Here is a 24,085-nt window from a genome sequence, read left to right on the forward strand (position 1 = left end):
AGGCCTAGAGTGTAGATACGCTAGGGCGACATGGGACTGGCCCCCCAAAAAAACCGATAGCAGCCTTTCGCCAACGCCCGCTTTGGGTTACTTCTGCCGGTCACGGCCTCCCAGTTTGATGGTTAAATCCGTTGGAAATGATTGGTCATGCCGAATGCAAATGGGGGGGCAAGTCTCTGCAATTACCCACCTAGCCTGGAAATGTTGCTTTTTGGCTTTGTTGCTTGGAGCCGTTGATTTTCCATCGTGAGTTCAAGGATTTTTGAGTCAGCCTCCACTAGCAGAGCCAAAGCATTATCTCGTTGGCTTTTGAGGGCCTCAATCTGCTCCCGTAGCGTCCTATTGCGATTGCGCTGGGCGTAAATTGATTGTGATGGAGAGCGGGGCTGCTGATCACCGTATTGGTCGATCCAATGCTGGATCTCCTCAATAAGAGTGGGAAACCTAGCTTTTTTCAAAGCCGATGGATCTAACCCCGCCTCCCTGGCCACATTGTTTTGAGTAACCCGCGCTCCTTTGGGTAATAGGTTCGGGTTACCCCGCTTGAGCCTGTCAAAAGCCTCACGGAACGCTGTCTCGGCACGCCCGCCGCGAGGTGAATCAGGAATTTTTGATGGCATCCAAGACGCTCTCTATAGCCTGCAGCTGATATTTGATCGATGTATGCAACGGAGATCCCTCGTCGGCGTCTCTCAAACGTTTTTGAAGGATGTCCCTCAGCTTTAGGATTTGTTGTTTTTTGCCCTTATCAATCAGTAGATCAAGGCATGCGGGTTTGCCATCGCCACCTCCACATCTACCAACGTAGTCTATCCCCCCATAGGGGCAGGGCGTTGGGTTGGCGCATGCTCCTAGAAGAATTTCGCGGTAACCAATCGCGCCGCTTTTCGCAGCCTTAACAAGCTTGATGTGATCATTCACACTGACCAGATGTAATATTTGGTCTTTTCTCTTTTCACCATGGGGGCTTACGAAGGTAGATGTGTTGAGTGCAGAGAAGCTTCTAGCCACTGATTCATACATAGCGCGGATATACTCAGCCTGCGCTTCTTGATTCAAATTTGCATTGAGATGGTAATAACCGTTTCCATAATATCTAGTCATGGCACGACTCGCGTGCTTCAGTTGATACTGAACGGAGGGGTCGCTCACAATCCCAGAGGCGCTCATGTTAACCGCCCCCGTGCGCCGAAGCTGATGCCATGCAAGCGGCCAGGTTTTACCCACAGCATATTTTGCAGGGGATAATGTTGGAGTGATCAGAAGAGCCCCCATTAAATCACCTTCCTGGATCTGAAGCTCGCCCTCATCAAATAGTCTTGGATATCTGGTTGGAAACATACCGTAATGCAGTTCATTACGCCGGACATCTGGCGTGGTATCAAATCTGGTACTTCTACGCCATGGCTCGTAAGCTCTAAGTTCAAGAAAAGGATTCTGTCTGTCTTCCTCAGTCAGTGAAATCTCTGAGTTGAAGGAGGCACACCTAGTCCTAAATTTACTAACTGAGTTCATTACCTCAATGGCTACCTTAGAAGATGGAGAGGTGATCCAGCATGCCTCATCGTCCTCGACTGTTTTGCTAGTCGATGCTCTGAGGAGGTAGATATCCTCTTTTGTAATCTTGTCTTTTTCAATGACCAAGCAATCGGATCGAAGCGAGGAGGTTTCATCGATCCGCATTAGCGTAAAATTTAGTAAATATGCTTTGCCGATCTGGGTAGCCATTGAAAAATACTGCGATAAGATAGTTACGCCATTATGTCGGACATCTCCACACCATTTCTCTAGCAGATCCGAAATTCCGAAGTTTTCGGCCGTGATATAAAAGGGTCCGAATCCATGAGCGCCAGATAGCTTATCATTTCTAGTTGGGTTGTTTACTGATATAAAGGGGCGATTATGCTTTGTCAATAGTGAGCATGCGGCTTCCACGCTACCGGCGCTTATAGCATATGCTTGAAGGCAGTATTCCGCACATGCTTCCAAAGCATCCAAATTACTTCTGAAGTCTTCAAGGAAATCACGGAGCCGACTTAATTGATATAGCCATATACGGGGTGGTATATAAGCGGTCTGTGATTTCTCATGCACAGGGATTTTTGACTGTAATTCGGCTATCCCTTTGTCGTCAAGAATGTATACTCCAGAATGCTCGCGCCGCTCCCATAAGGTATGAAGTAGTACGATAAGTCGACCAGCCTGGGACGGCCAGATGACCTTTGAAAAGCTTTCAATAACTTTTGGGAAGCGATACAAATCAGATGCGACAATATTGTTTTTCGTGCAGTGTGTGAAGACCTGTCTGAGATTTTCATACTGACTCTGTAGTGTCCGGATTTCTCTACACGGATTAGGGCCGTAAATCCAAAATGCTATAATGCGCTTGAAGATTTCAGAGTTTTCCGGGCTGATATTTCCGAAATTTTTTCTCTTAGATTCTCCAAAGTTTAGCTTTAGTACAAAGCCTGCCCATGGTGTTAGATCCCACTCGTTATCGCCATACCTCGCTGTGATTTCACCCTCGGCAGATATGCAGATTGGAAAGTCAGGTGCGGGCGGCCAAGCGCTCGGCATAAAGTTCACGTCGCCTGGCGATACCGTGGCTGTAACTATATTCAATCCTGCAAAAACCATACTCGGCATCACCGCGCTAGCTCCATAAGTTGTATCAGTCCCTCATAGTTGTGATGAAAGCGGCCTTCTCTCATTCTGTTCTCAGATTCTATCACCCAAGATGCACGAGGCTCACCACTTTTAGAAAAATGGTTGAGCTTTGTATCGATGCGGTTTATCAGTGAAATTATGTGGTGATTTGTTTTAGTTTCTTTGGAAGGAACAGAACGATCCAGTTCCAACGCTTTTAGGTACTTATAGGTAGCTAAAGACCACACGTAATCTTCGCTATCTATATCGCGTTGGTATTCGCAGAAAAGGCAACCTGCAGGTGTTGAGCAATCAGGATTATAGGCTCCGTCCAATAACGTGCTCGACATCATGGGGTGCACTGGTGCTATACACATTCCGGGCCCCACTGACGCGACAGCTGGATCGGTCATTCTATAGAATCGAGATATCTCTACAGCCGCTGCTTGGTGATGCGGCTCCTCATATATATGTAGCAAGGTTTCTTTTGTATGTTGGGCCATCTCAGCCACGAGGTCAGGACTGCGACTTTTCCGAAGTAACCAATTGATTCTAGATTTACGCAAGGCCATAGGGCGAAAATGTTTAATTCCTAGCGTTCTACAGCGAGCAATAATACCCTGAAATGTTGGAAAACTCCCCTCGACGGGGATCTTGTTTGAATAAACAAAAGGGAACAATCGGTCGTCGTCAGCGACTCCTAAAATGTTAATCCATTCTAGGTATCTCTTAAACAGTGGTACATATTCTTTGAATATTACAAACTCAGCTTCGCCGCCAAGACGCCCCTTGTAGACTCTGTAAACTACAACATCATCCCCATCAGTCTTATATCTAAAATTTCCAACTTTCAGTCTTGCGGCTTGGGAAAGATTCATTCCGGTCTGCGATATGAAAATTAAAATCTCGGCCTCTATCCGGAGGTTTACCAGGGATTTCCGCTTTTCAAAAACAAGATGAGATGGAATTACCGCCCTGCGCTCTAAAAATCTATTTTTTTCTGAGGCGGCTTGGCAAGAATCTTCGATTTTTATGTTTTGCAGTCCCGGTTGTTCAGTAAGTATATCACCGGATTTTAATTTTATTACTAACGGCAGAGGTCCAGTCATCGCGTCTACTGTTAAGTTATTTGATACATCCATCAAGAAGCTACCGAACCTAAAGAGCTCCTCTAAGTTTTGTTTGTCAGCCTCTGTACCCAAGGCTTTATATTTTTTTGAGTTCGCACTAAGCCTAGTTGTGGATAGAAGACCGACAGTGAGCCCGAGGCAAGGCTTTAGTAGGTTGTCAATCGTTTGTGCCTGCCTGTAGGCGGTCATATTTTTTAAGTCTCGGTTGACCCGTACTCTCTGGATCAAGTGTTCTACCCAAGATTGGTAGGACGCAGCGACTTGCTCTATAGTCGCCTGGGAAGAGCTTTGGTCACACCATGAGAAAAAGGTCCGCAAAGTGCGGATTCTGGTTTTGACAGTAACTGGCTGAACGCCACGGACTATCTGTGCACTTAATTCGTCATGTAATGCCTGAGCCAGCGGGAGGCGCTTAGCGTCAGGGAGGCCGAAATGGCCAGCCTCAATCAATTTCATAGCCTTGTCAGCGGGAGCTTTCGAGGCCCCGATGTAGAGCAAAGAAGCGAGGTCAAACCTAGCTTCATGCGTGCCATAGGGGAGCGCTGGAAAGGTTAGGTCTAGAATTTCACTCATTGCCGAATGCATCCGAGCCGGCTATTCCTAAGAAGTCACGTGTGAAGGCGTCCGCTATTTCTGACATCACTTCCATCTTTTCGATGAAGCGAATGTAGGTCAGGGAGGTTTTTTCGCTTTTATGGAGCAGCGCTTGTCGAACCATTTGAATAGCCGTACTAACTGTGCCGTGTTTTAGTGCAATACGTGCGAGTTCAGTCGCGAAAGTGCACCTACTTTGATGAAATCGGAAGTTCCGGAAGGCGCTGATCCCATTTGAAATCCCGTCTTTTCGCAGCCTGCCCAGTTGCACACTGATACCGTGACTGGCGTTGCCATCCCCGTGGCCGAAAGCTTTCCCGTAACGACTCAGGAAGATCACATCGCGGCTACCAGGCGCAGCCTGGCTCTGGCGGGCTAACCTTCGAGTCGAATAAATGTATTCATTCAAAAGCTTCAGATCTTCGTCGCTGATCCAGACCTGACCAGTAACACCGAACTTAGTGTGTACTGGTGGGTGCGCTCCTGGGCCAACCGCAAGCTTGTTGAAGCCTGGGAACATGGGATCAGGTACGGCCCGCTTAATTGTGCCGATCCTCAGATCACATAGGGTGCCTATCCGCATCCCTGTGCCGAAGCCGAGCCTCAATAGAAGGTAGAGCTCATAATTCCCATGTATCAAAGCGAAGCTGACCACCTGACTGGCAGCCTCTACGGTAAGTGGGATGAGCCCATCTTCAAGTTTTTCTCCCGGAGCCTTGCGATTTGGGATCGCCAAATTTGTTGTCGCGACCATCATCGTTCTAGCAAAACCGAACTCATCCACCAGCCGGACGCCGACTTGCTCGTCAGTCCACATGGGCCATTCTGTAGACAGCAACCGGGACGCTGCCAACCACTTATAGAATCTGACAACTGCCGCCATGCGTTGAGACGCCGTAGACGGTGCCAGCTCTCCGCAATCTCTAGCCGCGATCAGGTCGCCTCGGAATCTCACTAAGCATCGATCTGCCTCACGCGCCGGAAAATGCCACCACTTAACATCCTGGCTCTCTAGCCATTTGGCGTAAGCGTGAAGGTGGGTGATCGAAGATAAAGTAGTTTTCGAGTCGGTACTTTTGCTCGCCTGCTCGAATGCCCAAAGGTTCGCCTCTCTCCACGGGGTCTGGTCAGCCCAAACGATTTGCGGGAGTGACTCGATGATGTTCTTAGCTGACGCTGGTGTTCTGTGCAACTCACCGTCTAGCAGCTTAATTTGGCTGGGGGTGTAGCGAATTCTTTCTAGGGTTGCCATCTAGGTGTGAGGGTCTAAATGTCCATGGGGCGCGCAATGTAGACTATGTCTGTCCACGTCGTCCATGTCGACCGTGCAGGGGCAGGGATTCATCGCCGCCACCAGTTGGAAGCGTGCCGGGAAGCGCACCCGGTCGCGGGCGCGGGAAATCACGATATGGCCGGACTCCAGCGGTTCGCGCAAAACCTCCAATACCCGGCGGTCGAATTCCGGTAGTTCATCAAGGAACAGCACGCCGTGATGGGACAGGGTGATTTCGCCGGGTTGTGGTCGCGATCCGCCCCCCACCAGCGCGGGTCCCGAGGCCGAGTGATGCGGTTGGCGAAAAGGCCGCTGGGGCCAACTGCTCAACGGCACATGGCTGGCGACCGACTGGATGGCCGCGACCTCCAGGGCTTCCTGTTCGTCCAGCGGCGGTAGCAATCCGGGGAGACGGCTGGCGAGTAGGGTCTTGCCGGTACCGGGCGGGCCGCTGAACAGCAGGTTATGCGCCCCGGCGGCGGCGATCAGCAAGGCGCGTTTGGCGGCGAGTTGGCCTTGCACTTCGCTCAGGTCCGGGTAGGGCTTGCTCAAGTGCAGCAGGCCGTTGGATTCGAAGGGTTTGATCGGCGCATGTCCATTGAGATGGGCCACCAGTTGCAGCAGATGGTCGACGGCAATCACTGTTAGCCCGGAGGCCAGCGAGGCCTCCTCGGCGTTGGCTTGTGGCACCACCAGCGTACGTCCGGCGGCGCGAGCGGCCAGGGCCGCCGGCAGCACGCCTTGCACCGGGCGAATGGCGCCGGACAAGGCCAGTTCGCCCAGGCATTCCAGGTTGTCCAGTGTCAGGGCGGGCACCTGCACGCTGGCGGCCAGGATGCCGAGGGCAATCGCCAGGTCGAAGCGTCCGCCGTCCTTGGGCAGATCCGCCGGAGCGAGGTTCAGGGTAATGCGTCGTGCCGGAAAATCGAGGGCTGAATTGAGGATCGCGCTACGGACCCGGTCCTTGCTTTCCTTCACGGCGGTTTCGGGCAGCCCGACCAGCGTCAGCATCGGCAGGCCGTTGGCCAGATGGGTTTCGACGGTGACGGCGGGGGCTTCCACGCCCACCTGGGCGCGACTGTGGACGATGGCCAGGGACATGTTCTTTCCTTGAACGCGAAGGGGCCGCTTCCTGCGGTTCTGGAAGATTAGTTGAGAGGGGGAGGGGCTTGGGGGCTTTTATGTGTCCAGACGATTCGATGTCTGTTCGTGGGGGGCGGGAAGCAGGGTTAGCATCGGCCAGCGAGGTCGTCAGAAACGAGTAGGCCCCGCATAGCGGGGCCATATATACCTAGGTTCTTCACCGTTTCAGTAACCCGGGAGTGGAATGGCCAGGGCTGCGAAGAAATTGTATTGGAATCTTTTTTCTCTTGGTAGTGATGGCAACAGCGGGCCGGCGCTCACTGCGCTTGATACGTAGTTCCCAAGGGGGGGCTCAACTACGTACGAAGACCATAAGTGGGGCGTAATCGCCGGCATCGGCGTCACAGAGGGACTGGATATAGCGATCACGGACCTCATTGGTTGAAACCAGATTCCCGTTACCCCAGGAGAAATCAGGGCAACCGCACTGCCTTAGAAGTGCATCGGTCATGTAACGAGCATGGCGACCATTTCCGTTTGGAAAGGGGTGTATCGACACGAGCTGGTGATGAAAGCGAGCCGCTATCTCATCCGGTGTGAAGGTCTTGTTCTCTACCCAGTACGCCACATTGCCCAGGAGCTGATTCAGCTTGATCGAGATCTGTATCGGATCGCAGCCAATATTTTTTTCAGTTCTGCGGAATGTGCCTGCCCAGTTCCATGTGTCGCTGAACATCTTCTTGTGAAGGTCGCGGCAGAAGTGTTCGTTAAGCACATCAAGCTTTTTCTGGCGATTCAGCCATTGCCGGGCCTTGAGCAGGTTTTCCGCTTCCCACTCGTCAAGCTCGCCCTGGGTACTGATGTGTTTTGGCTTGAGGCCTGCGGCTTCGTCATGGTCGAGAGGGGTTTGCCCGGGTTTCAGTTCGAGTTCTACCGCCATAGTCGAGCCCACGCTCCTGCCAGCAGTTCCTGGCGTCGTTCAGTTACCTTGCGTTCGATGAATGAGTCGGACGGGCGCTGGTCTTCAAGGGCCATCATGTGCGAAACCCCCATGACCTCTTTCCGGGCCAACGATTCTGCGCGCTCTTCGACCATGTCATGCAAAGGCTTCTTCGGTATCAGTGCATAGACCAGCTCGCAGTCCAGCCCGTTGGCCAGTTTTCTCAGTTGACCGAGGGTAATTCGGTCATCTGCCTCCGATTGCTCGGATTTTTGAAGCGTGGCGGGCGCCACGCCGAGCAGAGCAGCCTGACTGCGTACAGTTCTGCCCAGGGATTCTCGAATCGAGCGCAGCCAGCCACCACGAGGGGTAGTTTTCCCTTTGAGGGTTACGAAGGGCTCGAGAGCCCGTTCCACCTGAGCCAGACGCAGGTTGCTGAGTGAGGAATTACGCATGAGATCTCCTTTTTGACAGCCTATAAGCTGTCAAAATAGGTATTTGTGTATGCCTATAGGCTAACAATGTATCATTTTTGTTAGCCTATAGGCTAACAAAATAATGTTTTTGAAAGCCCATAGGCATACAAAAATAAAGATTTTGTATGCCTATAGGCTAACAGTTTTGACAATGGCTTGGGTGTGAAAGCTGGTGCCGGTGGCTCTGTGCAGTCCTCCGGTGCATTGAGGAGGCCCCAGAGCCCCAACCTTACGAAAACGATGGAAGCAGGCGTGACGCTCGTTTCCACCACGGTGCGTTTCGAGTGCTGCGTGGCTGTTCTCCCTCCGGCAGCATATGGGGAACATCTTGCAGCCTGATCCAGGGCTGATTGTTCCAGTGCAGCAGGCTGAGGGACATTTCGGGCCAATCCAGCAAGCTCAGGATGGGGCGCTCGGTTGAGTCGGGTTGCTCTGCATCTCTGAGAGCCGGTACCACGTCATGAGTCAGCCACTCCCGCAGGCTCCGGTATTCCGGGCAGTAGTGATAGATCAGCAGAGCGTAAACCCCGGACTCGCTGATCAGGAGTGTGTATTCGACCCGGCCATGACTGAGCATCCACAGGCTCTGATGCTGGTCGGCATCGAGCTTGCGAACGGCACGGTCATCGAGATGTCGTCCAAGCAATCGTCCAAGATCCCGAGCGCTGAACCAGGCCTGGTTTTCCAGCAGGAGCGCGTGGAGATTGAGCTTGTGACGAGTAAAGACGTGAGGAACCAGATACGTTTCAGCGTTATTCATCAAGACAGCTCCTTTTGCTTGAAAGGACTGCCGGCAATCGTCGCCAAACAATTGGGTGGCAGCTGTACGCGGGTTGGCGAACCGGAGCAAAAGGAACCCGGCAGACCCGAAGATCTCCCACGCACAGCCGCCATGACACGAATCGACGAGCATGAAAAAACGCCCGCTATCGGATGGTGGGCGTCGTGCGCCTTAAGCTTTCCGGGTCGCCAAACCCAGTGCCGAGGTGATCGGCAGTTGTGAGGTTAGGGCGGTGGGTAGGGTTTCGCAAGGGGCGATTTCGTCTCTAGATTTTTCGTGGAGTAAATGATGTGTTTCAACGGGGACGGTGGGAGATGCGTCAATCTGGGAGCGGCTATGGGCGGTTAGTCGAGTGTGGAAGATCCGTGGAGACTTTTATGTGTCCAGACGATTCGTTGTCTGGTCATGAGGACGCCTAGCGTTAATCATGCGGGATCGTTGGCCATTACGGAGGTGAACAATGATCAAGAATGGTATGCGCTCGGTACACCCCGGCGAAATCCTCAAAGAAGAATACTTGGAGCCTTTGGCGCTGGAGGCTGCGGTCTTGGCCAGAGCTCTGAATGTCTCAGCATCGGAAATTAATGACATCGTGCTTCAACGTCGAGGTGTTAGCGCGGACGTGGCGCTCCGGTTATCCATCTGCTTGGGAACCACGCCCGAGCTCTGGCTTAACCTGCAATCGACCTATGATTTGCGTAGCTCAGAGATTTATCAGTATCCGACACGGCAACTCGGTACACCCTGAACAGAAGTGCAATTAAATTGGTGTCTTCAGCGCGATATAGCCAGAATAATTGCACTTACTTCGCTTAAGTGAAGTGATAACAGTATGGCCAAGAAAACTGCGCCGCTTCTGCTGGCAACCGAACGCTTGCTTGCTGACCTCGGCGAGCGGCTTAAACTCGCTCGGTTGCGGCGCAAAATTACGGCCAAACAGGCCGCCGAGCGCGCCGGTATGTCCCAGATGACCTTGCGCGCCCTTGAGCGCGGTTCGTCCGGCAGTACCATCGGTGCCTATCTGGCCATCATGCAGGTGCTGGGACTCGAAAAGGACCTGGCCAAGCTCGCTGGCGAGGATGAGCTTGGTCGCCATCTGCAGGATGCGAGTCTTCTTTTGAGTAAGAAGAAAGCACCTACCGCTACACGAGCTCTAGGTGACGCGCTGATACCTCAAAAGAGCAAGGTGCGCGTGCCCAAGAAGCTAGCGGCCTCCCAGGTTGTAATTCGAAGCGATAACGGCGCAATCAGCAGCGACTCATTGGCAGACCTGATTCCTTCTCGTCGAAGGGCTGACAGGCAATGAACGCCGCGATTGGGGGACATTGGAGCGTTTTATTATCTTTCGTGACAGATAACTTCCGTCCTTGGGGCGGTGCCTTTGTCTGACGGCAACTCGCATTGCAGTTCCAGACCTTCTTGAGGCAAGGCCCGGCTTCCGCGTTCAAAGCCCCATCCCCGAATCCATTGATTATTGTATTCGAACTGGATTTGTAGCCGGCTCGCAGGTGTATCTCCGCGCAGCGGATTTTCAGCGGCTTGATCACGACTTCGTGGCGTAGGTGTGTCATCGGTTTCTGCGGCGGGTAGATCAACCTCGAAGGGGTAGAAATAAAACTCCCCTTTCGCATTGGTGTAGGTCAATTCGGAGACAGTTACCACGAATTTGAATTCTCTACGGGTTTGCAGTGTTGTGGTTTGGGCGAGCGCCTGGACCATCAGGTGTTGCAGAGGCGTGGTGGTTTCTCGCGGGACTTCGGTAATGATCCTGATCTTCGCATTTTCCACAGGTTGGCCATCCTTAAGGACGGTTCCCGAGACTTCGGGGACCTTGATCTTGCTCGCGCAACCGACGGTCAAAAGTAGCGAAGTGAAAATGAGGAACTTTAATGTTCTTTTCATGGGCATTAAAACTGTATTTCAATAGATGGGTTGCGGTGACAAGCTAATGAACGAGTAAGGTCTGATTTAATCGATGATGTTCCCGAGATAGATCATGATAATTTTAGAACAATAGATATATATCGCATGTTCTATTAGGCAATAAAAACCGTGAGCATTTCGCTTAGGATATTATAACGGTCGGTGTTTTCGATAGAGGTTTCAGCGCAGGGTATTCAATTGAGTGGGACGTTTTTCGTCCCACATTCTCTCAGTGAGCAGTCAGTGGTTGAACTGCCAACCTCAACCCCATAACACGCAAGATCGCGGTGAGACTACTGACAGCCGGGTTGCCTTCGGCGGACAAGGTTCGATAGAGCTGAGTCGGATTTAGCTCGGCTGCCTTGGCGACGCCACGCACGCCGCCAAAAGCTTCAGCCATCTGGCGAAGGGCAATCAGCAGCTCAGCCTGTTCGCCGTCTGCCAGGATGCTGTTCAGCAGTTCTGCCGCGTAGGCCGGGTCGCCGCGGAACACCCCGGCCATTGCTGCATCATGGGATCTGTCTTTCATTCTTCGTTCTCCTGTCCGTTACCGAGCTTCGCTGTGATCATTTGTCGTTTATAAACGATTAAATGTCAACGTTGGTCGATTAACGGGAGAGTGAAGTAGGAGGATTCAGACAGGGGATTGCGAGGAGTCAATATTTCCAGCAGGAGCGATCGAACGGTAATCCACCGCTCCCGCAAGAAGCAGGAGCGGGTGATGCAACGTCACTCCACTGGCGGATTCAGCTTCGCCTCCAACTCCGCCACCTTCGCCTCCAGACTCTCCAGCCGCGCGCGGGTCCGGGCCAACACCACCATCTGGCTGTCGAACTCTTCCCGGCTGACCAGGTCCAGCTTGCTGAAGCCGCTCTGCAACAGCACCTTGAACTGACTTTCGAATTCCTGGCGGGGCAGGGGTGTTTCACCGCTGAACAAACGGGAGGCGTGGCCGCTCAGGGCATCGAGGAAAGCTTTGGGCGCAAGCATGGCTAAGGTTCCGGAAACAGATTACCGACCAGTGTACCACGCAGTGTCTATAGTCATTTCCATGGGGCGGGCGCACGGTTATCGCGCATCGCGCTGGCGCAGTGCGCACCGTTGTTGTGCGTATAGCCCGGGCGCAACGTGCTTTTTCACCCTCCATAGCGACCAAGGGACTGAAATCATTGGTTTTTACGGAGCTGGCAAGCTTTCTGCTTAGTTGCCAGTGACCCATGCACTGATGCAGTCGCTGTGACGAATGCAGTGCGGCAGGCGAAGCTGGGAAGTTTCGCCGGCAGCGGTTAGCTGGCGTCGGGCGGTAGATGTGGACCGACGATGCGTTACAAAGCCAGGCACTGCGCTTAGACTTGAGTCGGGTTTGTTTTCCTGGGGCAAGTCCACCAATTCGGGAGAGAGTTTTCATGAAGCTAGTCACTGCCATCATCAAGCCGTTCAAGTTGGACGACGTGCGCGAGTCGTTGTCCGAGATCGGCGTGCAGGGCATTACCGTTACTGAGGTCAAAGGCTTCGGTCGGCAGAAGGGTCACACCGAGCTGTATCGCGGCGCGGAATACGTGGTCGACTTCCTGCCCAAGGTGAAGATTGATGTCGCCATTGACGACAAGGATCTTGACCGGGTTATCGAGGCGATAACCAAGGCGGCCAACACCGGCAAGATTGGTGACGGCAAGATCTTTGTGGTCAATCTGGAACAGGCTATTCGCATCCGTACCGGCGAAACCGATACCGACGCAATCTAAGCCGCCAAACCCCAACGCCCCAGGAGAAAACAATATGACTCTGCGTAAATTCGCAGGGCTAGGAGCCCTGTTGTCCCTCGTAATGCCGGCCTTGGCCATGGCGGCGGACCCGGTACCTGCTCCAGTCCTCAATTCCGGCGATACCAGCTGGATGCTGACCTCCACAGCCCTCGTGCTGTTCATGACGATCCCAGGCCTCGCGCTGTTCTACGGCGGCATGGTGCGTTCGAAAAACATTCTTTCCGTGATGATGCAGTGCTTCGCCATTACCGGGCTGATCACCGTTCTGTGGTTCATTTATGGCTACAGTCTTGCGTTCGATACCACCGGGATGGAAGCCAACGTCGTCAACTACAACTCCTTCGTCGGCAGTATGGCCAAGGCCTTCCTCGCGGGCATCACGCCGGCCAGCATCACCGGGCCGACGGCGCTGTTCCCCGAGGCGGTGTTCGTCACCTTCCAGATGACCTTCGCCATCATCACCCCGGCGCTGATCGTCGGTGCCTTCGCCGAACGCATGAAGTTCTCCGCGATGCTGGTGTTCATGGGCGTGTGGTTCACCCTGGTCTATGCGCCGATTGCGCATATGGTCTGGAGCGGCCCGGGTTCCCTGCTGGGCGACTGGGGCGTGCTCGACTTCGCCGGCGGCACCGTGGTGCACATCAACGCCGGTGTTGCCGGCCTGGTGGCCTGCCTGGTGCTGGGCAAGCGCAAAGGCTTCCCGAGCACCCCGATGGCGCCACACAACCTCGGTTACACCCTGATGGGCGCGGCCATGCTGTGGGTCGGCTGGTTCGGCTTCAACGCCGGTTCCGCCTCGGCGGCCAACGGCACCGCCGGTATGGCGATGCTGGTCACCCAGATCGCTACCGCCGCCGCTGCGCTGGGCTGGATGTTCGCCGAGTGGCTGACCCACGGTAAGCCAAGTGCCCTGGGCATCGCTTCGGGTGTGGTCGCCGGTCTGGTTGCCATTACGCCTGCTGCCGGCACCGTGGGCCCGATGGGCTCGCTGATCATCGGCCTGGCGGCCGGTGTGGTGTGCTTCTTCTGCGCCACTACGCTGAAACGCAAACTGGGCTACGACGACTCCCTGGACGCCTTCGGCGTGCACGGTATCGGCGGTATGCTCGGCGCGATCCTGACCGGTGTGTTCGCCGCACCGTCCATGGGCGGCTTCAACACCGCTACCACCGATGTCGCCGCACAAGTCTGGATTCAGTGCAAAGGCGTCGGCTTCACCGTCATCTACACCGCGATCGTCACCTTCATCATCCTCAAGGTGCTGGATGCCGTGATGGGGCTGCGTGTGACCGACGAAGAAGAGTCGGTGGGCCTGGACCTGGCGCAACACAACGAGCGTGGCTTGAACGTGTAACCGCACTGAAAAAAAATGCCCGGCTTGCCGGGCATTTTTTTGCCTGGAGTTTGTCATTGAAAAAGGGACTGAAAGGATTTATCCAAAGGCATTACGGCCAAAACCCCAGGGCGTTTTTGTAAGGGTCGATTGCTTACAGCAAAGCAAGAGGATTAGGCGCTTTGCTTTTTTCCACAGCGCGCTAGAATGCGCGCCGAAGGGCGGAGAACTGTATGTGGCAACAGACCCTGATTACCTTGCGGGCCAGGCCCCGGGGTTTTCATTTGGTGACCCAGGAGTTGCTCGACGGTTTGCCTGAACTCCAGGCGTGCCAGGTCGGTCTTTTGCATCTGTGGCTGCAGCATACCTCGGCCTCGTTGACCATCAACGAGAATGCCGATCCGGCGGTCCGTCGCGACTTCGAGCGTTTTTTCAACCGGCTGGTACCCCAGGTCAAGGCCGATTATGAACACAACGACGAAGGCGCGGACGACCTGCCGGCGCACTTCAAGGCCAGTTTGCTAGGCTGTCAGCTGACTTTGCCGGTGACGGCGGGACGGTTGGCTCTGGGTAGCTGGCAAGGTGTCTATCTGGGCGAGCACCGGGATCATGGCGGTGCTCGTAAAGTCCTTGCCACCCTTTACGGTGACGGGGCATAAGCCGCTGGTATGCAGCGGATGTTGATTTTTTTCCGGCGGCCTTCGACAGTCGGCACAGCTGGGCTATAACTAATCTGCTTTTCGCAAGTCATGAGGTAGAACATGAGCGACGATGATCTGGAAAACGACGACCTCGAGGTCGGTGAAGACGACGAAACCGAAGAAGGTCTGGAAGCGGCGTCAGCTGAAGATGTAGATGTTGCCGATGACGACGGTGGTGATGCACCGGTACCGACTGCCAAGGGCAAAGCCAAGGCTGCGGTGTCGGTTGACGAACTGCCGAGCGTTGAAGCCAAGAACAAGGAACGCGACGCCCTGGCCAAGGCCATGGAAGAGTTCCTGGCGCGTGGCGGCAAGGTGCAGGAAGTCGAGGCCAATGTGGTGGCCGATCCGCCCAAGAAGCCCGATAACAAATACGGCAGCCGGCCTATCTGAGTCTCAGCGTCGGTTTTCTGCTTTGTTGAAAAAGCCCGCCGTCGCTGCGGGCTTTTTCATGGGCGGACAGAGGTGTTTGGCACCGGCTGCGCCGGTGATCGCGAGCAAGCTTGCTCCTACAGGGGCATGCGCTCAGGCAGGGATATTCCAACCGGCCAGCAGTGCCGGTAGCTCGCTCAGGCTGCGAACCTGCGCATCCGGCTGCCGCTCTGCTTCCCAGGCCTTGCCCGTCGGGTTGTACCAGATCGCCCGCAGGCCGGCCTGCTGGGCCCCGGCGATGTCGTCCCCGGGGTGATCGCCGATATGCACCGCCGCGCTGGCCGGGACATTGCCGCCGCGCACCAGGGCTTCGTGGAACAGCCGTTCATCCGGCTTGGCGATGCCGATGTCTTCGGCACACAGCGCAAAGCGGAAATAGTCGGCGAGCCCGAGGCGGCGCACGTCGGCATTGCCATTGGTGACCACTCCCAGGGCAAAGGAGCGGCCCAAAGCCTCCAGGGTCGGCTCGACCTCCGGAAACACCTCGATCTGGTGCCGGGCGTGGATAAACACCTCGAAGCTCTCCTCCGCCAGCTGCAAAGCCTGCGCATGGGGATAACCGGCCTCTTCCAGGGCATGGAACAGAACCCGCCGGCGCAAGGCGCTGATGCGGTGCTTGAGCGTCGGCTCCTTGAGCAATACCCGTTCGCGAATCGCCCACAGGTGTTCCACCGGCACGCCGCCCAGGTTCGGGGCATGCTCGGCCAGCCATTCACGCAAAACGGCCTCCGCGCTGTGGATAACCGGCGCGGTATCCCACAGGGTATCATCGAGGTCGAAGGTGATCAGCTGAATCGTCATTACTCACTGTCCTTGCTGCGTTTGGCCCGGGGATGGGCGCTGTCATAGACGGTTGCCAGGTGCTGGAAGTCCAGGTGGGTGTAGATCTGCGTGGTCTTGATATCCGAGTGGCCGAGCAGCTCCTGCACGGCGCGCAAATCCTGGGACGACTCCAGCAGGTGGCTGGCGAAGGAGTGCCGGAGCATGTGCGGGTGCAGGTTCTGCCCCAGTTCGCGCTCGCCGGCGGCCTTGACCCGCAGTTGAATGGCCCGTGGACCCAGGCGACGGCCTTGCTGGCTGACGAATACGGCGTCGTCGAGGGGATTGCTCAGGGCGCGCAGCGGCAACCAGCTCTGCAAGGCTTCCCGGGCTTTGCGGCCGATGGGCAGGACGCGGGTCTTGCTGCCCTTGCCGTGAACCTGCACCAGGCCGTCGGCCAGGTCCAACTGCTCCAGATCGAGCCCGGTCAGCTCCGACAGGCGCAGGCCCGAGGAGTAGAACAGCTCGAGAATGGCCTGGTCGCGACGGGCGATAAAGTCGTCCTCCACCCCGCCGTCCAGCAATTGCAGGGCGCGGTCGGTATCCAGGGTCTTGGGCAGGCGGCGTTCGCCCTTGGGCGGTGCCAGGCCGGTGGCCGGGTCGTGGGTGCAGAGGCCTTCGCGGTTGAGGTACTGGTACAGCCCGCGCACCGCCGACAGCAGGCGGGCCAGGCTGCGAGAAGACTGACCCTGCTGGTGCAGGCGGGCGATCAGGCGCCTCAGGCGTTGGATATCCAGGGCGCTCCAGCTGCCGATCTGTTCCTTGGTGCAAAAGCCCAGGACCTTGTCCAGGTCGCGGCGATAAGCCAGCAGCGTATGGGGCGACACCTGGCGCTCACTGCGCAGGTGCTCGCAGTAGGCGTCCAGCTGCCGCTCCATGGCTAGCGCACCGAGCGCAGGGCGGGGGTGAAGCGCGGAACCACGCGGCCCATGACTTCGGCGATGTAGCTGAGGAACAGGGTGCCCACCGAGCTTTTGTAGTGTTGCGGGTCACGGCTGGCCACGGCCAGGACGCCATGTACACCCTGATAGCTGATGGCGACCACCGCGGTGGAGCCGATCTGCTTGCGTTGTTCTTCGCCGAACAGGAAGTCCAGCTCGTGCTCACGCAGGCTGCCGCTGATGCTCTTGCCTTCCGAGAGCAGGCCGCCGATGGCTTGCTGGGCTTCGGCATGGCTGACCCAGCGGCCCACCGGCATGGCGTTGTCGCCGAACAGGATCAGGCTGACGAAGGGCACCTGGAAGTCCTGGCGCAGGCTGTCTTCCACGGCCATGACCAGGTCGTCCAGGCTGGTGGCGTCCATCAGCGCGAGGATCAGGCGGCGGGTCTTCTCGAACAGGCGATCGTTGTCCCGGGCCACATCCATCAGTTGCGACAGGCGATGGCGCATCTCGATGTTGCGCTCGCGGAGGATCTTCATCTGGCGCTCGACCAGCGACACCGTATCGCCGCGTCGATGAGGAATGCGCAGCGCCGGCAGCAGTTCCTCGTGCTCGACGAAGAAATCCGGATTGGCCTCCAGATAGGCGGCGACCTGCGCCGCCTCAAGGCTCTGTGCAGGCGACTCGTTGGGCTGTTCGGCTGGAACCTGAGGCTGGTCGGTCATGGTATTGGCTCGCTTATAGACGCACTTGTCCTTCATACACCCGAACGGCAGGACCCGTCATCATCACCGGTTCGCCGACACCCGCCCATTCGATGGACAGGCGTCCGCCGGGCAGGTCGAGGGTCACCGGTGAATCCATCCAGCCCTGGCTGATGGCAGCCACCGCGGCGGCGCAGGCGCCGGTCCCGCAGGCCTGGGTTTCCCCGGCGCCACGTTCCCAGACTCGCAGTTGTCCGCGGTGGCGGTCAATCACTTGCAGGAAGCCGACATTGACCCGGGCCGGAAAGCGCGGGTGATGTTCGATCTTCGGTCCCAGTTCATGCACCGGCGCGCTGTTGATGTCGCTGACCCGCAGCACCGCATGGGGATTGCCCATGGACACGGCCGCCAGGTCGACGTTCTGGCCGTCGACATCCACGGCGTAGCTCGTGGCCTGTTGCTCGGCCTGGAACGGGATTTCGGCCGGCACCAGGCGCGGCGGGCCCATGTTCACGCTGATCTGGCCGTCCTGGCGGACATCCAGCTCGATGACTCCGCTCTTGGTTTCGACGCGGATCAGGCGCTTGGCGGTCAGGCGTTTGTCGAGCACGAAACGGGCGAAACAGCGCGCACCGTTGCCGCACTGTTCCACTTCCGAACCGTCGGAGTTGAAGATCCGATAGCGGAAATCCACTTCCGGATTGCTCGGTGCCTCGACGATCAGCAACTGGTCGAAGCCGATACCGGTGTGGCGGTCGCCCCATTGCTTGGCGTGCTTGGGCTGGATATGCGCGTGCTGGCTGACCAGGTCGAGGACCATGAAGTCGTTGCCCAGGCCGTGCATCTTGGTAAAACGCAGCAGCATGGTCTTACTCCGGCAGCAGGCTTTCGCCGGCATACAACTCGGCGAGCGTCTCGCGACGACGCACTTCGAACATCTGCTCGCCATCCACCAGCACTTCGGCGGCGCGGCCGCGAGTGTTGTAGTTGGAGCTCATGACGAAACCGTAGGCGCCGGCCGAGTGCACGGCCAGCAGGTCACCTTCCTCGAGGGCCAGCTGACGTTCCTTGGCCAGGAAGTCGCCGGTCTCGCAGATCGGCCCGACGATATCGTAGACCCGCCCGGCGGCTTCGCGCGGACGTACGGCGCTGACGCCCATCCAGGCCTGGTACAGGGCCGGACGGATCAGGTCGTTCATCGCCGCGTCGACGATGGCGAAATCCTTGTGTTCGGTGTGCTTGAGGTACTCGACCTGGGTCAGCAACACGCCGGCATTGGCGACGATGTAGCGGCCCGGCTCGAACATCAGCCCCAGGTCGCGACCGGCGATACGCTCGCGCACGGCCTTGATGTAGTCGCCGACCAGCGGTGGCTCTTCGTCGCGATAACGCACGCCGACGCCGCCACCGAGGTCGATGTGCTGCAGGTAGATGCCGCATTCGCCGAGGCGGTCGATCAGCGCCAGCAGGCGGTCGAGGGCATCGAGGAAGGGCTCGAGGGTGGTCAGTTGCGAGCCGATATGGCAATCGACGCCCAGCACTTCCAGGTTCGGCAGCTGTGCGGCGCGGATGTAGACATCCTCGGCATCGGCAATGGCGATACCGAATTTGTTCTCTTTAAGGCCGGTGGAGATGTACGGGTGGGTGCCGGCGTCGACATCCGGGTTGACCCGCAACGAGATCGGCGCACGCACGCCCAGCTCGGCGGCCACTACTTGCAGGCGTTCCAGCTCGTCGGTGGACTCGATATTGAAGCAGTGCACACCGACTTCCAGGGCGCGGCGCATGTCTTCACGGGTCTTGCCGACGCCGGAGAAGACGATCTTGTCGGCGCTGCCGCCGGCGGCCAGGACCCGCTCCAGTTCACCACGGGAAACGATGTCGAAACCGGCACCGAGGCGTGCCAGGACGTTCAGCACGCCCAGGTTGGAGTTGGCCTTGACCGCGAAGCAGACCAGGTGCGGCATGCCTTCGAGGGCATTGGCATAGGCGTTGTACTGCGCCTCGATGTGGGCGCGGGAATAGACGTAGGTCGGCGTGCCAAAGCGCTCGGCAATGGCGGACAAAGCTACACCTTCCGCGAACAGCTCACCGCCACGGTAGTTAAAAGCTTCCATGGTGATCCCTTAGTAGGTGTCGTGCTGGTGCGCTTTGGCCTGCGAGGACTTGGCCTGGTCGTCCGGGTTCTGGCTGCCATCGGGCAGATACAGCGGACCTTTTTGACCACAGGCGGAGACGAGGCAAGCGATCGCGAGGAGCGCAGCAAGGGAAGAGATCAGGCGCTTCATGGCGAAATCCTTTGAAAAAGCATTAATTGCGCCGGAGTATACCGGCCACCCGGCGGCTTGCCTATGCGGGCCGCTGCCCGTCCGGCGGCACCCGGGCACCGTTTGTGGATTATTGATGTCACTCTTGGCTTCACGTGGTTATGCTTTGCAATCGTCCGGGAGCGCTCGTATCTTGCGGCGCTTGAAGGGACACGCATTTTTCGAGGTTCGCGCAATGAGTTTGACTGAAGCCCGTTTTCACGATCTGGTCGATTCCACCCTGGAAAACCTGGAAGAAGTGTTCGATGAGAGTGGCCTGGATGTGGACCTGGAAAACTCCGCCGGTGTGCTCACCGCGAAGTTCGAAGGCGGCAGCCAGCTGATCTTCAGTCGCCAGGAGCCGCTGCGTCAGCTCTGGCTGGCGACGGCCAAGCCCACCGGTGGTTATCACTTCGAGTACAAGGAAAGCAGCAGCGAGGATGAAGACGGCAGCTATTGGTTCTGTGTGAAGAGCGAAGAGAAGCTCAACGAGATCCTGGCGCGCTTTACCCTGGAACAGGCCGGTGTCGACCTGGACTTCGAAGAGATCTGATCGTGACGCAGCAAACCGCTCCGGCACGCCCCGCCAAGCCGTTGTACAGCAACGTCAGCCCGGCCGTGCCGTCGCCTTGTGTGAGCCTTTGTCGGCTGGACGAGCAGAAAATTTGTATCGGCTGTTTTCGGCACGTCGAGGATATCCGCGAGTGGCGCGCGGCGGATGATGCGCGCCGGCGGGAGATCTGCGAGCAGGCCCGGCAGCGCCAGGCGCAGGCCTGACGGATTGTCGGGGGCAAACCCCTTCCTCCTCGGGTTGTGTATTTACGCCGCTGTGGTAGTGTCCGGGTACGCCTCGTGTCGACGAGGCCTGTGAAAACCCCGCCTTTCGTGGCGGGGTTTTGCTTTTATCGTGCAGAAAAAAGGAGTCTGCCTGGATCATGAGCACCGCACCTTCCATCATCCTCACCCGCCTTGACGTGCAACGTCTGGAGCGCCTGATCGACAGCCTGGACGACACGCTGCCCGGTGTCATCGCGTTGCAAGCCGAACTGGACCGTGCCGACAGCGTGGTAGGCCACGAAGAAGTGCCGGCCGGTGTCGTGACCATGAATTCCCGGGTGCACTGCCGTGAAGAGGTCAGCGGCAAGGATTATCGCCTGACCCTGGTGTACCCGCAGGACGCCAATGCCGATGAAGGGCGGATTTCCATTCTCGCGCCGGTGGGCAGCGCCTTGCTCGGTTTGCAGGTCGGCCAGCACATCGATTGGCCCGCTCCGGGCGGCAAGACCCTGAAGCTGAACCTGCTGGAAGTGGAATATCAGCCGGAAGCCGCCGGCGACTTCCACCTCTGAGCCCGCCCTGGCGCCCTCAGACCTGGTCCAGTGCCAGGTTCAGCGCGCTTTCCAGTTCGGCCTTGTAGCGCAGGTAGAGATTGCTCGAACCCTGTCCGTCACCGATCAGCGCACTCAGGTCCAGGTCGGTGATGTAGCAGCGGTAGCGTTCGATTTCCCGGCGCTGCCCGACGATTTCCCGGGCGACCGTGATAAACAACTGGTCGCCGTATTCCAGTTCGGAAAACTCCCGCTGATTGCAGTACAGGGTGACCTGGACCGTATCCGTCCCGGTTTTGCCGACAATCGCCTGGACGTCATAGAACGGCTTGTTGACCGGGGTTTGCGGCGCCGGCCGGGGTTCAACCCGGCGTGCTCGCCCGGGGCCCGAGGGCAGCACCTGGTAGTAGAGGATTTCCAGCGCCGCCGAAGACGCTGTCGTCTCCATGGGCATCAGCGCCTCGCGGCGGTAGAGAATCGACTGCAGGAAGCGTTGCAGCGGCACCAGCAGGCTTTGCTCGTCATGGAACGGCAGGCGCTGTTGCCAGAGGGCATTGAACTCATCCAGCACGTACAGCTCGGCGTAGGTGTCGTTGATCCGGTAGAACACCTGCACGCATTCGGGCTGGCCCATGGGCAGCACCAGCGCCAGGTCGTGCTCCTCCATCGCCCGGATGTCCACGTACAGCGGGCTGTAGGCGGACAGTTCCTGGTTCAGGTAGCTGAGCAACTCCGCCAGGCTGTCCAGGGCGATATGTTTGACACGGCCCTGCACCAGCTCCAGGACGTGATAGTGCTGCTGGACCTGGACCAGATAACGATGATTGAGGTTGCCGAGCAACAGTTCCTGGGCGGTGTTGAGCACTTCCTCGACCCGTTGGGCGATGAACTGCGCGCGGTTGTGGCAGAAGCAGCGCACTCGCAAGCGCGGCAGCTGGCGCCCGACCGGCAGGTGGTTGAGGTAGTTGCACAGGCAGTCGAGCAGCGCGTGAGGACCGTCGTAACGGTTGATCAGCACTTCGTTCCAGCTGTTGAGCGTGACCTGGTCGAGGGTCAGCACCAGGTTTTCCCTGACGCCGGCGTAACTCAGGGAGTCGGTGCGCTCGGTGGTCATCAGGATATTCAGGTCGCGGTGGTGCTTGAGCGGGTCGACCCCGATATTCACCAGGATCAGCACTTCGGCCGCAATACTCGGGCGCAGCAACTGGTCCTCGCTGACGCTGCCCAGGGGCAGGGCGATGGTCTGTTGCAGGCTGCCGAGCAGGTTGAACAGTTCGAACTCGGTCAGGTCGCTGCTACCGGGGTGCAGCGACAGGCGTGTGGTGGGGTCGATCACACCATTGCGATGACTCCAGGCCAGCAGTTCCAGCAGTTCGCGGCTGCGCTTGATCGGGGCGAAGTTTTCCCATTCGAGGGCATTCAGGCTGCCGTTGTACAGGGCCCAGTGGGTTTGCCCCGGTTCCTTGCGGTTGGGCGACTGGACCAGGGTAAGGGTGTCTTCGGCCAGGTCCGGGGCGATGCCGGGGTTGATGAACTCGATCTTGCCGGCCTTGCGCTCGAACGCGGCGTACAGACGGCGGCCGAGGACATTCAGGTCGCGCTTGTTGATCAGGCTGACCGCCTGCTCGGTGCGGGCGAACTGGGTCAGGAAGCGGTAGCTGTAGTTGAGTTCGTTGACCAGGGCCCGGCGTTCGGCGCTGACCTGGCGGACTTTCCACTGGCTGCGGCTGTCGAGCAGCGCCAGTTGCCGACGGTCCCAACCCCACTCGGCGGCCAGTCGCATCAGCAGCAGGCGCTGCCAGCTCTGGTTGCGCGTGCTCTGGCCGGTAAGCTTGCGGTTGACCTTCAGGTACAGGCTGCGCCGCACCAGTTCCAGGCGTTCCGGTTCATTGCGGGCCTTGAGGTACTCCTCGATACGTCGGTAGACCACGACATAGGGGTCCAGCTCGTCGAGGTCCAGGTGATTGGCGAACACCGCCTGCTTGAAGCGCAGGCTCAGGCACTCGACGTGGGGATGTTCGCTGGCGTAGACCTCGATCAGCAGCAGCTTGAGCACCGATTTGTAGGGCGACTCGATGCCTTTGAACAGTTGCCAGAGCCCGGCACCGATAAATTCCCCCGGCGGAATCCGCGCCAGATGGCCGAGGTCGAGGGTTTCGTTGGCGCGGATAAAACGCTTGGACAACAAGGTGTGGGTGTACTGGTCGTAGTGCTGTTCCTCATACACCGGCACCAGCCACCACAGCGGCGTGCGCCCGGCGAGCCAGATGGCGGTGCGGTAGAACTCGTCCAGCAACAGGTAATGCTGGGTGGTGCCGCAGTCTTCCGAGCTCAGTTGCGTATCGCGCTCGCCGCGCACGAAGCGGCTCGGGTCGATCAGGAAGAAATGCGCTTCGGCGCCCTGGCTGGCGGCCCACTCCTCCAGCAGCTGGCACTTCTTGCGCAGTTCGGCCAACTCGCCCTGGCTCAGATCGCTGGCGTGGCAGACCCACATGTCCATGTCGCTCTGCTCGGCCTGGGCCAGGGTGCCGAGGCTGCCCATCAGGAACAGGCCGTGGATCGGCCGCGGTGGATTGCCGTGGCGGGTCTTGTAGGAAAACGAGCGGGTCAGGCGCTGGGCTTCGGCCAGGGCCAGCTCGCCGGGTTCATAGTCCGAAAGTCCGGCCGGTGTGCTGCCGGAGACATAACCGGGCAACAACGGGTGATTGACGTGGAAAAACAGCGGCAGCAGGTTGAGCACCACCTGTTGGCGTGGTGACAGACCTTCGAGGGCACGACTCATGCGCCCCTGGTTGAGCTTCAGGAAGCGCGCACGCAGTTGGCTGAGGACTTTGCGATCGATTCCCTCGTCCAGATTCGGGCGAATTTCGTGGGTACGCGTCATGTCTAACTCAAACCGGCTCGCGGGGCTCGAAAGGAAGGGGTTCGCAAGGCTGGCAGTTTAGCGCCGAAGTGCCAGGACGCTTAAA

27 protein-coding genes are annotated in these 24,085 nt (G+C 57.6%); 9 read left to right on the forward strand and 18 right to left on the reverse strand.

All coding sequences use genetic code 11. The annotated features are described in order from the left end of the window. Nucleotides 1–182: 182 nt before the first annotated feature. The 8 genes from HX830_RS14135 to HX830_RS14170 form a co-directional block, all read right to left on the reverse strand. A complete protein-coding gene (locus tag HX830_RS14135) occupies nt 183–620 on the reverse strand; it encodes a hypothetical protein (protein ID WP_177100822.1) in 438 nt (145 codons plus the stop codon). Continuing rightward, entirely contained in the window at nt 601–2,646 is a 2,046-nt protein-coding gene (locus HX830_RS14140; protein ID WP_218171291.1) for a hypothetical protein, read from the reverse strand. Before HX830_RS14140 ends, HX830_RS14135 begins: the two co-directional genes overlap by 20 nt. Further along, complete coding sequence (locus tag HX830_RS14145; RefSeq protein ID WP_177100826.1) at nt 2,646–4,349, reverse strand: site-specific integrase; 1,704 nt, start codon at nt 4,347–4,349, stop codon at nt 2,646–2,648. Before HX830_RS14145 ends, HX830_RS14140 begins: the two co-directional genes overlap by 1 nt. After that, nucleotides 4,342–5,187 (reverse strand): site-specific integrase, encoded by an 846-nt coding sequence (locus HX830_RS14150; protein WP_256350505.1) that lies wholly within the window; start codon nt 5,185–5,187, stop codon nt 4,342–4,344. Before HX830_RS14150 ends, HX830_RS14145 begins: the two co-directional genes overlap by 8 nt. Before the next feature lie 435 nt (nt 5,188–5,622). After that, nucleotides 5,623–6,744, reverse strand: a complete 1,122-nt coding sequence (locus HX830_RS14155; protein WP_256350506.1) for a YifB family Mg chelatase-like AAA ATPase — start codon at nt 6,742–6,744, stop codon at nt 5,623–5,625. Nucleotides 6,745–7,078: 334 nt separating this feature from the next. Beyond that, on the reverse strand, nt 7,079–7,666 hold the full coding sequence (locus tag HX830_RS14160) for a mobile mystery protein B (RefSeq protein ID WP_177100829.1): 588 nt from the start codon (nt 7,664–7,666) through the stop codon (nt 7,079–7,081). Beyond that, entirely contained in the window at nt 7,657–8,121 is a 465-nt protein-coding gene (locus HX830_RS14165) for a mobile mystery protein A (RefSeq protein ID WP_103497686.1), read from the reverse strand. Before HX830_RS14165 ends, HX830_RS14160 begins: the two co-directional genes overlap by 10 nt. A 250-nt stretch (nt 8,122–8,371) precedes the next feature. Then, entirely contained in the window at nt 8,372–8,902 is a 531-nt protein-coding gene (locus HX830_RS14170; RefSeq protein ID WP_177100831.1) for a BRO-N domain-containing protein, read from the reverse strand. 481 nt (nt 8,903–9,383) lie between these two features. Between HX830_RS14170 and HX830_RS14175 the strand changes: the two genes are divergently transcribed. Next, nucleotides 9,384–9,671, forward strand: a complete 288-nt coding sequence (locus HX830_RS14175) for a HigA family addiction module antitoxin (RefSeq protein WP_177100833.1) — start codon at nt 9,384–9,386, stop codon at nt 9,669–9,671. 84 nt (nt 9,672–9,755) lie between these two features. Then, a complete protein-coding gene (locus tag HX830_RS14180; protein WP_177100836.1) occupies nt 9,756–10,229 on the forward strand; it encodes a helix-turn-helix domain-containing protein in 474 nt (157 codons plus the stop codon). A gap of 32 nt (nt 10,230–10,261) precedes the next feature. Here HX830_RS14180 and HX830_RS14185 read toward each other — a convergent pair whose 3' ends face one another. The 3 genes from HX830_RS14185 to HX830_RS14195 form a co-directional block, all read right to left on the reverse strand. Continuing rightward, nucleotides 10,262–10,825, reverse strand: coding sequence for a hypothetical protein (locus HX830_RS14185; protein ID WP_177100838.1), 564 nt, complete (start codon nt 10,823–10,825; stop codon nt 10,262–10,264). 250 nt (nt 10,826–11,075) lie between these two features. Further along, complete coding sequence (locus tag HX830_RS14190) at nt 11,076–11,375, reverse strand: helix-turn-helix domain-containing transcriptional regulator (RefSeq protein ID WP_177100840.1); 300 nt, start codon at nt 11,373–11,375, stop codon at nt 11,076–11,078. A 200-nt stretch (nt 11,376–11,575) separates the two neighbouring features. Next, nucleotides 11,576–11,836, reverse strand: a complete 261-nt coding sequence (locus HX830_RS14195; RefSeq protein WP_177100842.1) for an accessory factor UbiK family protein — start codon at nt 11,834–11,836, stop codon at nt 11,576–11,578. 416 nt (nt 11,837–12,252) lie between these two features. Between HX830_RS14195 and glnK the strand changes: the two genes are divergently transcribed. From glnK to sutA, 4 genes are all read left to right on the forward strand, one after another. After that, nucleotides 12,253–12,591 (forward strand): P-II family nitrogen regulator, encoded by a 339-nt coding sequence (gene glnK / locus HX830_RS14200; RefSeq protein WP_002555808.1) that lies wholly within the window; start codon nt 12,253–12,255, stop codon nt 12,589–12,591. A gap of 34 nt (nt 12,592–12,625) precedes the next feature. Further along, nucleotides 12,626–13,966, forward strand: a complete 1,341-nt coding sequence (locus HX830_RS14205) for an ammonium transporter (protein WP_103499024.1) — start codon at nt 12,626–12,628, stop codon at nt 13,964–13,966. Nucleotides 13,967–14,178: 212 nt separating this feature from the next. Beyond that, nucleotides 14,179–14,604 carry a secondary thiamine-phosphate synthase enzyme YjbQ gene (locus tag HX830_RS14210; RefSeq protein ID WP_100942141.1) on the forward strand — a complete coding sequence of 142 codons (426 nt, stop codon included), beginning with the start codon at nt 14,179–14,181 and terminating at the stop codon, nt 14,602–14,604. A gap of 102 nt (nt 14,605–14,706) precedes the next feature. Then, on the forward strand, nt 14,707–15,039 hold the full coding sequence (sutA, locus tag HX830_RS14215; protein WP_100942140.1) for a transcriptional regulator SutA: 333 nt from the start codon (nt 14,707–14,709) through the stop codon (nt 15,037–15,039). Nucleotides 15,040–15,171: 132 nt separating this feature from the next. Here the strand turns inward: sutA and HX830_RS14220 are convergent, their stop codons facing one another. Genes HX830_RS14220 through lptM form a run of 6 tightly spaced genes read right to left on the reverse strand, consistent with a single transcriptional unit; the run spans nt 15,172 to nt 19,770 of the window. Continuing rightward, on the reverse strand, nt 15,172–15,879 hold the full coding sequence (locus tag HX830_RS14220) for an HAD family hydrolase (RefSeq protein WP_177100843.1): 708 nt from the start codon (nt 15,877–15,879) through the stop codon (nt 15,172–15,174). Next, a complete protein-coding gene (gene xerC, locus HX830_RS14225) occupies nt 15,879–16,775 on the reverse strand; it encodes a tyrosine recombinase XerC (protein WP_177100845.1) in 897 nt (298 codons plus the stop codon). The genes HX830_RS14220 and xerC overlap by 1 nt, the downstream gene beginning before the upstream one ends. Nucleotides 16,776–16,777: 2 nt before the next feature. Beyond that, nucleotides 16,778–17,503, reverse strand: a complete 726-nt coding sequence (locus tag HX830_RS14230; RefSeq protein ID WP_103499021.1) for a DUF484 family protein — start codon at nt 17,501–17,503, stop codon at nt 16,778–16,780. A gap of 13 nt (nt 17,504–17,516) precedes the next feature. Continuing rightward, nucleotides 17,517–18,347: a diaminopimelate epimerase gene (gene dapF, locus HX830_RS14235; RefSeq protein ID WP_103499020.1), complete on the reverse strand. Its 831-nt coding sequence runs from the start codon at nt 18,345–18,347 to the stop codon at nt 17,517–17,519. A gap of 4 nt (nt 18,348–18,351) precedes the next feature. Next, nucleotides 18,352–19,599, reverse strand: coding sequence for a diaminopimelate decarboxylase (gene lysA, locus HX830_RS14240; RefSeq protein WP_177100847.1), 1,248 nt, complete (start codon nt 19,597–19,599; stop codon nt 18,352–18,354). A gap of 9 nt (nt 19,600–19,608) precedes the next feature. After that, nucleotides 19,609–19,770, reverse strand: coding sequence for an LPS translocon maturation chaperone LptM (lptM, locus tag HX830_RS14245; RefSeq protein WP_103499018.1), 162 nt, complete (start codon nt 19,768–19,770; stop codon nt 19,609–19,611). 214 nt (nt 19,771–19,984) lie between these two features. On the opposite strand from lptM, the gene cyaY reads away from it, so the two are divergent. The 3 genes from cyaY (at nt 19,985) to rnk (ending at nt 21,137) form a co-directional block, all read left to right on the forward strand. Next, nucleotides 19,985–20,341, forward strand: coding sequence for an iron donor protein CyaY (gene cyaY, locus HX830_RS14250; RefSeq protein ID WP_103499017.1), 357 nt, complete (start codon nt 19,985–19,987; stop codon nt 20,339–20,341). Next, nucleotides 20,341–20,565 (forward strand): DUF1289 domain-containing protein, encoded by a 225-nt coding sequence (locus HX830_RS14255; RefSeq protein WP_177101007.1) that lies wholly within the window; start codon nt 20,341–20,343, stop codon nt 20,563–20,565. Before cyaY ends, HX830_RS14255 begins: the two co-directional genes overlap by 1 nt. Before the next feature lie 158 nt (nt 20,566–20,723). Next, complete coding sequence (rnk, locus tag HX830_RS14260; protein WP_100942132.1) at nt 20,724–21,137, forward strand: nucleoside diphosphate kinase regulator; 414 nt, start codon at nt 20,724–20,726, stop codon at nt 21,135–21,137. Between the two features lie 16 nt (nt 21,138–21,153). Here rnk and HX830_RS14265 read toward each other — a convergent pair whose 3' ends face one another. Further along, nucleotides 21,154–24,000, reverse strand: a complete 2,847-nt coding sequence (locus HX830_RS14265) for a class I adenylate cyclase (RefSeq protein WP_103499016.1) — start codon at nt 23,998–24,000, stop codon at nt 21,154–21,156. Between the last annotated feature and the right edge of the window lie 85 nt (nt 24,001–24,085).

Origin of the sequence: Pseudomonas gingeri (assembly GCF_013385425.1) — a bacterium.
Taxonomy (GTDB): domain Bacteria; phylum Pseudomonadota; class Gammaproteobacteria; order Pseudomonadales; family Pseudomonadaceae; genus Aquipseudomonas; species Aquipseudomonas gingeri_D.

What these genes read in the sequence shown, in the direction of transcription:
- glnK (WP_002555808.1), top strand. Translation starts at nt 12,253, where the DNA reads ATGAAGCTAGTCACTGCCATCATCAAGCCGTTCAAGTTGGACGACGTG.
- rnk (WP_100942132.1), top strand. Translation starts at nt 20,724, where the DNA reads ATGAGCACCGCACCTTCCATCATCCTCACCCGCCTTGACGTGCAACGT.
- HX830_RS14195 (WP_177100842.1), bottom strand. Translation starts at nt 11,836, where the DNA reads ATGCTTGCGCCCAAAGCTTTCCTCGATGCCCTGAGCGGCCACGCCTCC.
- HX830_RS14150 (WP_256350505.1), bottom strand. Translation starts at nt 5,187, where the DNA reads ATGTGGACTGACGAGCAAGTCGGCGTCCGGCTGGTGGATGAGTTCGGT.
- HX830_RS14145 (WP_177100826.1), bottom strand. Translation starts at nt 4,349, where the DNA reads ATGAGTGAAATTCTAGACCTAACCTTTCCAGCGCTCCCCTATGGCACG.
- HX830_RS14180 (WP_177100836.1), top strand. Translation starts at nt 9,756, where the DNA reads ATGGCCAAGAAAACTGCGCCGCTTCTGCTGGCAACCGAACGCTTGCTT.
- HX830_RS14265 (WP_103499016.1), bottom strand. Translation starts at nt 24,000, where the DNA reads ATGACGCGTACCCACGAAATTCGCCCGAATCTGGACGAGGGAATCGAT.
- HX830_RS14160 (WP_177100829.1), bottom strand. Translation starts at nt 7,666, where the DNA reads ATGGCGGTAGAACTCGAACTGAAACCCGGGCAAACCCCTCTCGACCAT.
- HX830_RS14190 (WP_177100840.1), bottom strand. Translation starts at nt 11,375, where the DNA reads ATGAAAGACAGATCCCATGATGCAGCAATGGCCGGGGTGTTCCGCGGC.
- sutA (WP_100942140.1), top strand. Translation starts at nt 14,707, where the DNA reads ATGAGCGACGATGATCTGGAAAACGACGACCTCGAGGTCGGTGAAGAC.
- HX830_RS14220 (WP_177100843.1), bottom strand. Translation starts at nt 15,879, where the DNA reads ATGACGATTCAGCTGATCACCTTCGACCTCGATGATACCCTGTGGGAT.
- HX830_RS14165 (WP_103497686.1), bottom strand. Translation starts at nt 8,121, where the DNA reads ATGCGTAATTCCTCACTCAGCAACCTGCGTCTGGCTCAGGTGGAACGG.
- lysA (WP_177100847.1), bottom strand. Translation starts at nt 19,599, where the DNA reads ATGGAAGCTTTTAACTACCGTGGCGGTGAGCTGTTCGCGGAAGGTGTA.
- HX830_RS14170 (WP_177100831.1), bottom strand. Translation starts at nt 8,902, where the DNA reads ATGAATAACGCTGAAACGTATCTGGTTCCTCACGTCTTTACTCGTCAC.
- cyaY (WP_103499017.1), top strand. Translation starts at nt 19,985, where the DNA reads ATGAGTTTGACTGAAGCCCGTTTTCACGATCTGGTCGATTCCACCCTG.
- HX830_RS14185 (WP_177100838.1), bottom strand. Translation starts at nt 10,825, where the DNA reads ATGAAAAGAACATTAAAGTTCCTCATTTTCACTTCGCTACTTTTGACC.
- HX830_RS14230 (WP_103499021.1), bottom strand. Translation starts at nt 17,503, where the DNA reads ATGACCGACCAGCCTCAGGTTCCAGCCGAACAGCCCAACGAGTCGCCT.
- lptM (WP_103499018.1), bottom strand. Translation starts at nt 19,770, where the DNA reads ATGAAGCGCCTGATCTCTTCCCTTGCTGCGCTCCTCGCGATCGCTTGC.
- HX830_RS14210 (WP_100942141.1), top strand. Translation starts at nt 14,179, where the DNA reads ATGTGGCAACAGACCCTGATTACCTTGCGGGCCAGGCCCCGGGGTTTT.
- xerC (WP_177100845.1), bottom strand. Translation starts at nt 16,775, where the DNA reads ATGGAGCGGCAGCTGGACGCCTACTGCGAGCACCTGCGCAGTGAGCGC.
- dapF (WP_103499020.1), bottom strand. Translation starts at nt 18,347, where the DNA reads ATGCTGCTGCGTTTTACCAAGATGCACGGCCTGGGCAACGACTTCATG.
- HX830_RS14205 (WP_103499024.1), top strand. Translation starts at nt 12,626, where the DNA reads ATGACTCTGCGTAAATTCGCAGGGCTAGGAGCCCTGTTGTCCCTCGTA.
- HX830_RS14175 (WP_177100833.1), top strand. Translation starts at nt 9,384, where the DNA reads ATGATCAAGAATGGTATGCGCTCGGTACACCCCGGCGAAATCCTCAAA.
- HX830_RS14155 (WP_256350506.1), bottom strand. Translation starts at nt 6,744, where the DNA reads ATGTCCCTGGCCATCGTCCACAGTCGCGCCCAGGTGGGCGTGGAAGCC.
- HX830_RS14135 (WP_177100822.1), bottom strand. Translation starts at nt 620, where the DNA reads ATGCCATCAAAAATTCCTGATTCACCTCGCGGCGGGCGTGCCGAGACA.
- HX830_RS14140 (WP_218171291.1), bottom strand. Translation starts at nt 2,646, where the DNA reads ATGCCGAGTATGGTTTTTGCAGGATTGAATATAGTTACAGCCACGGTA.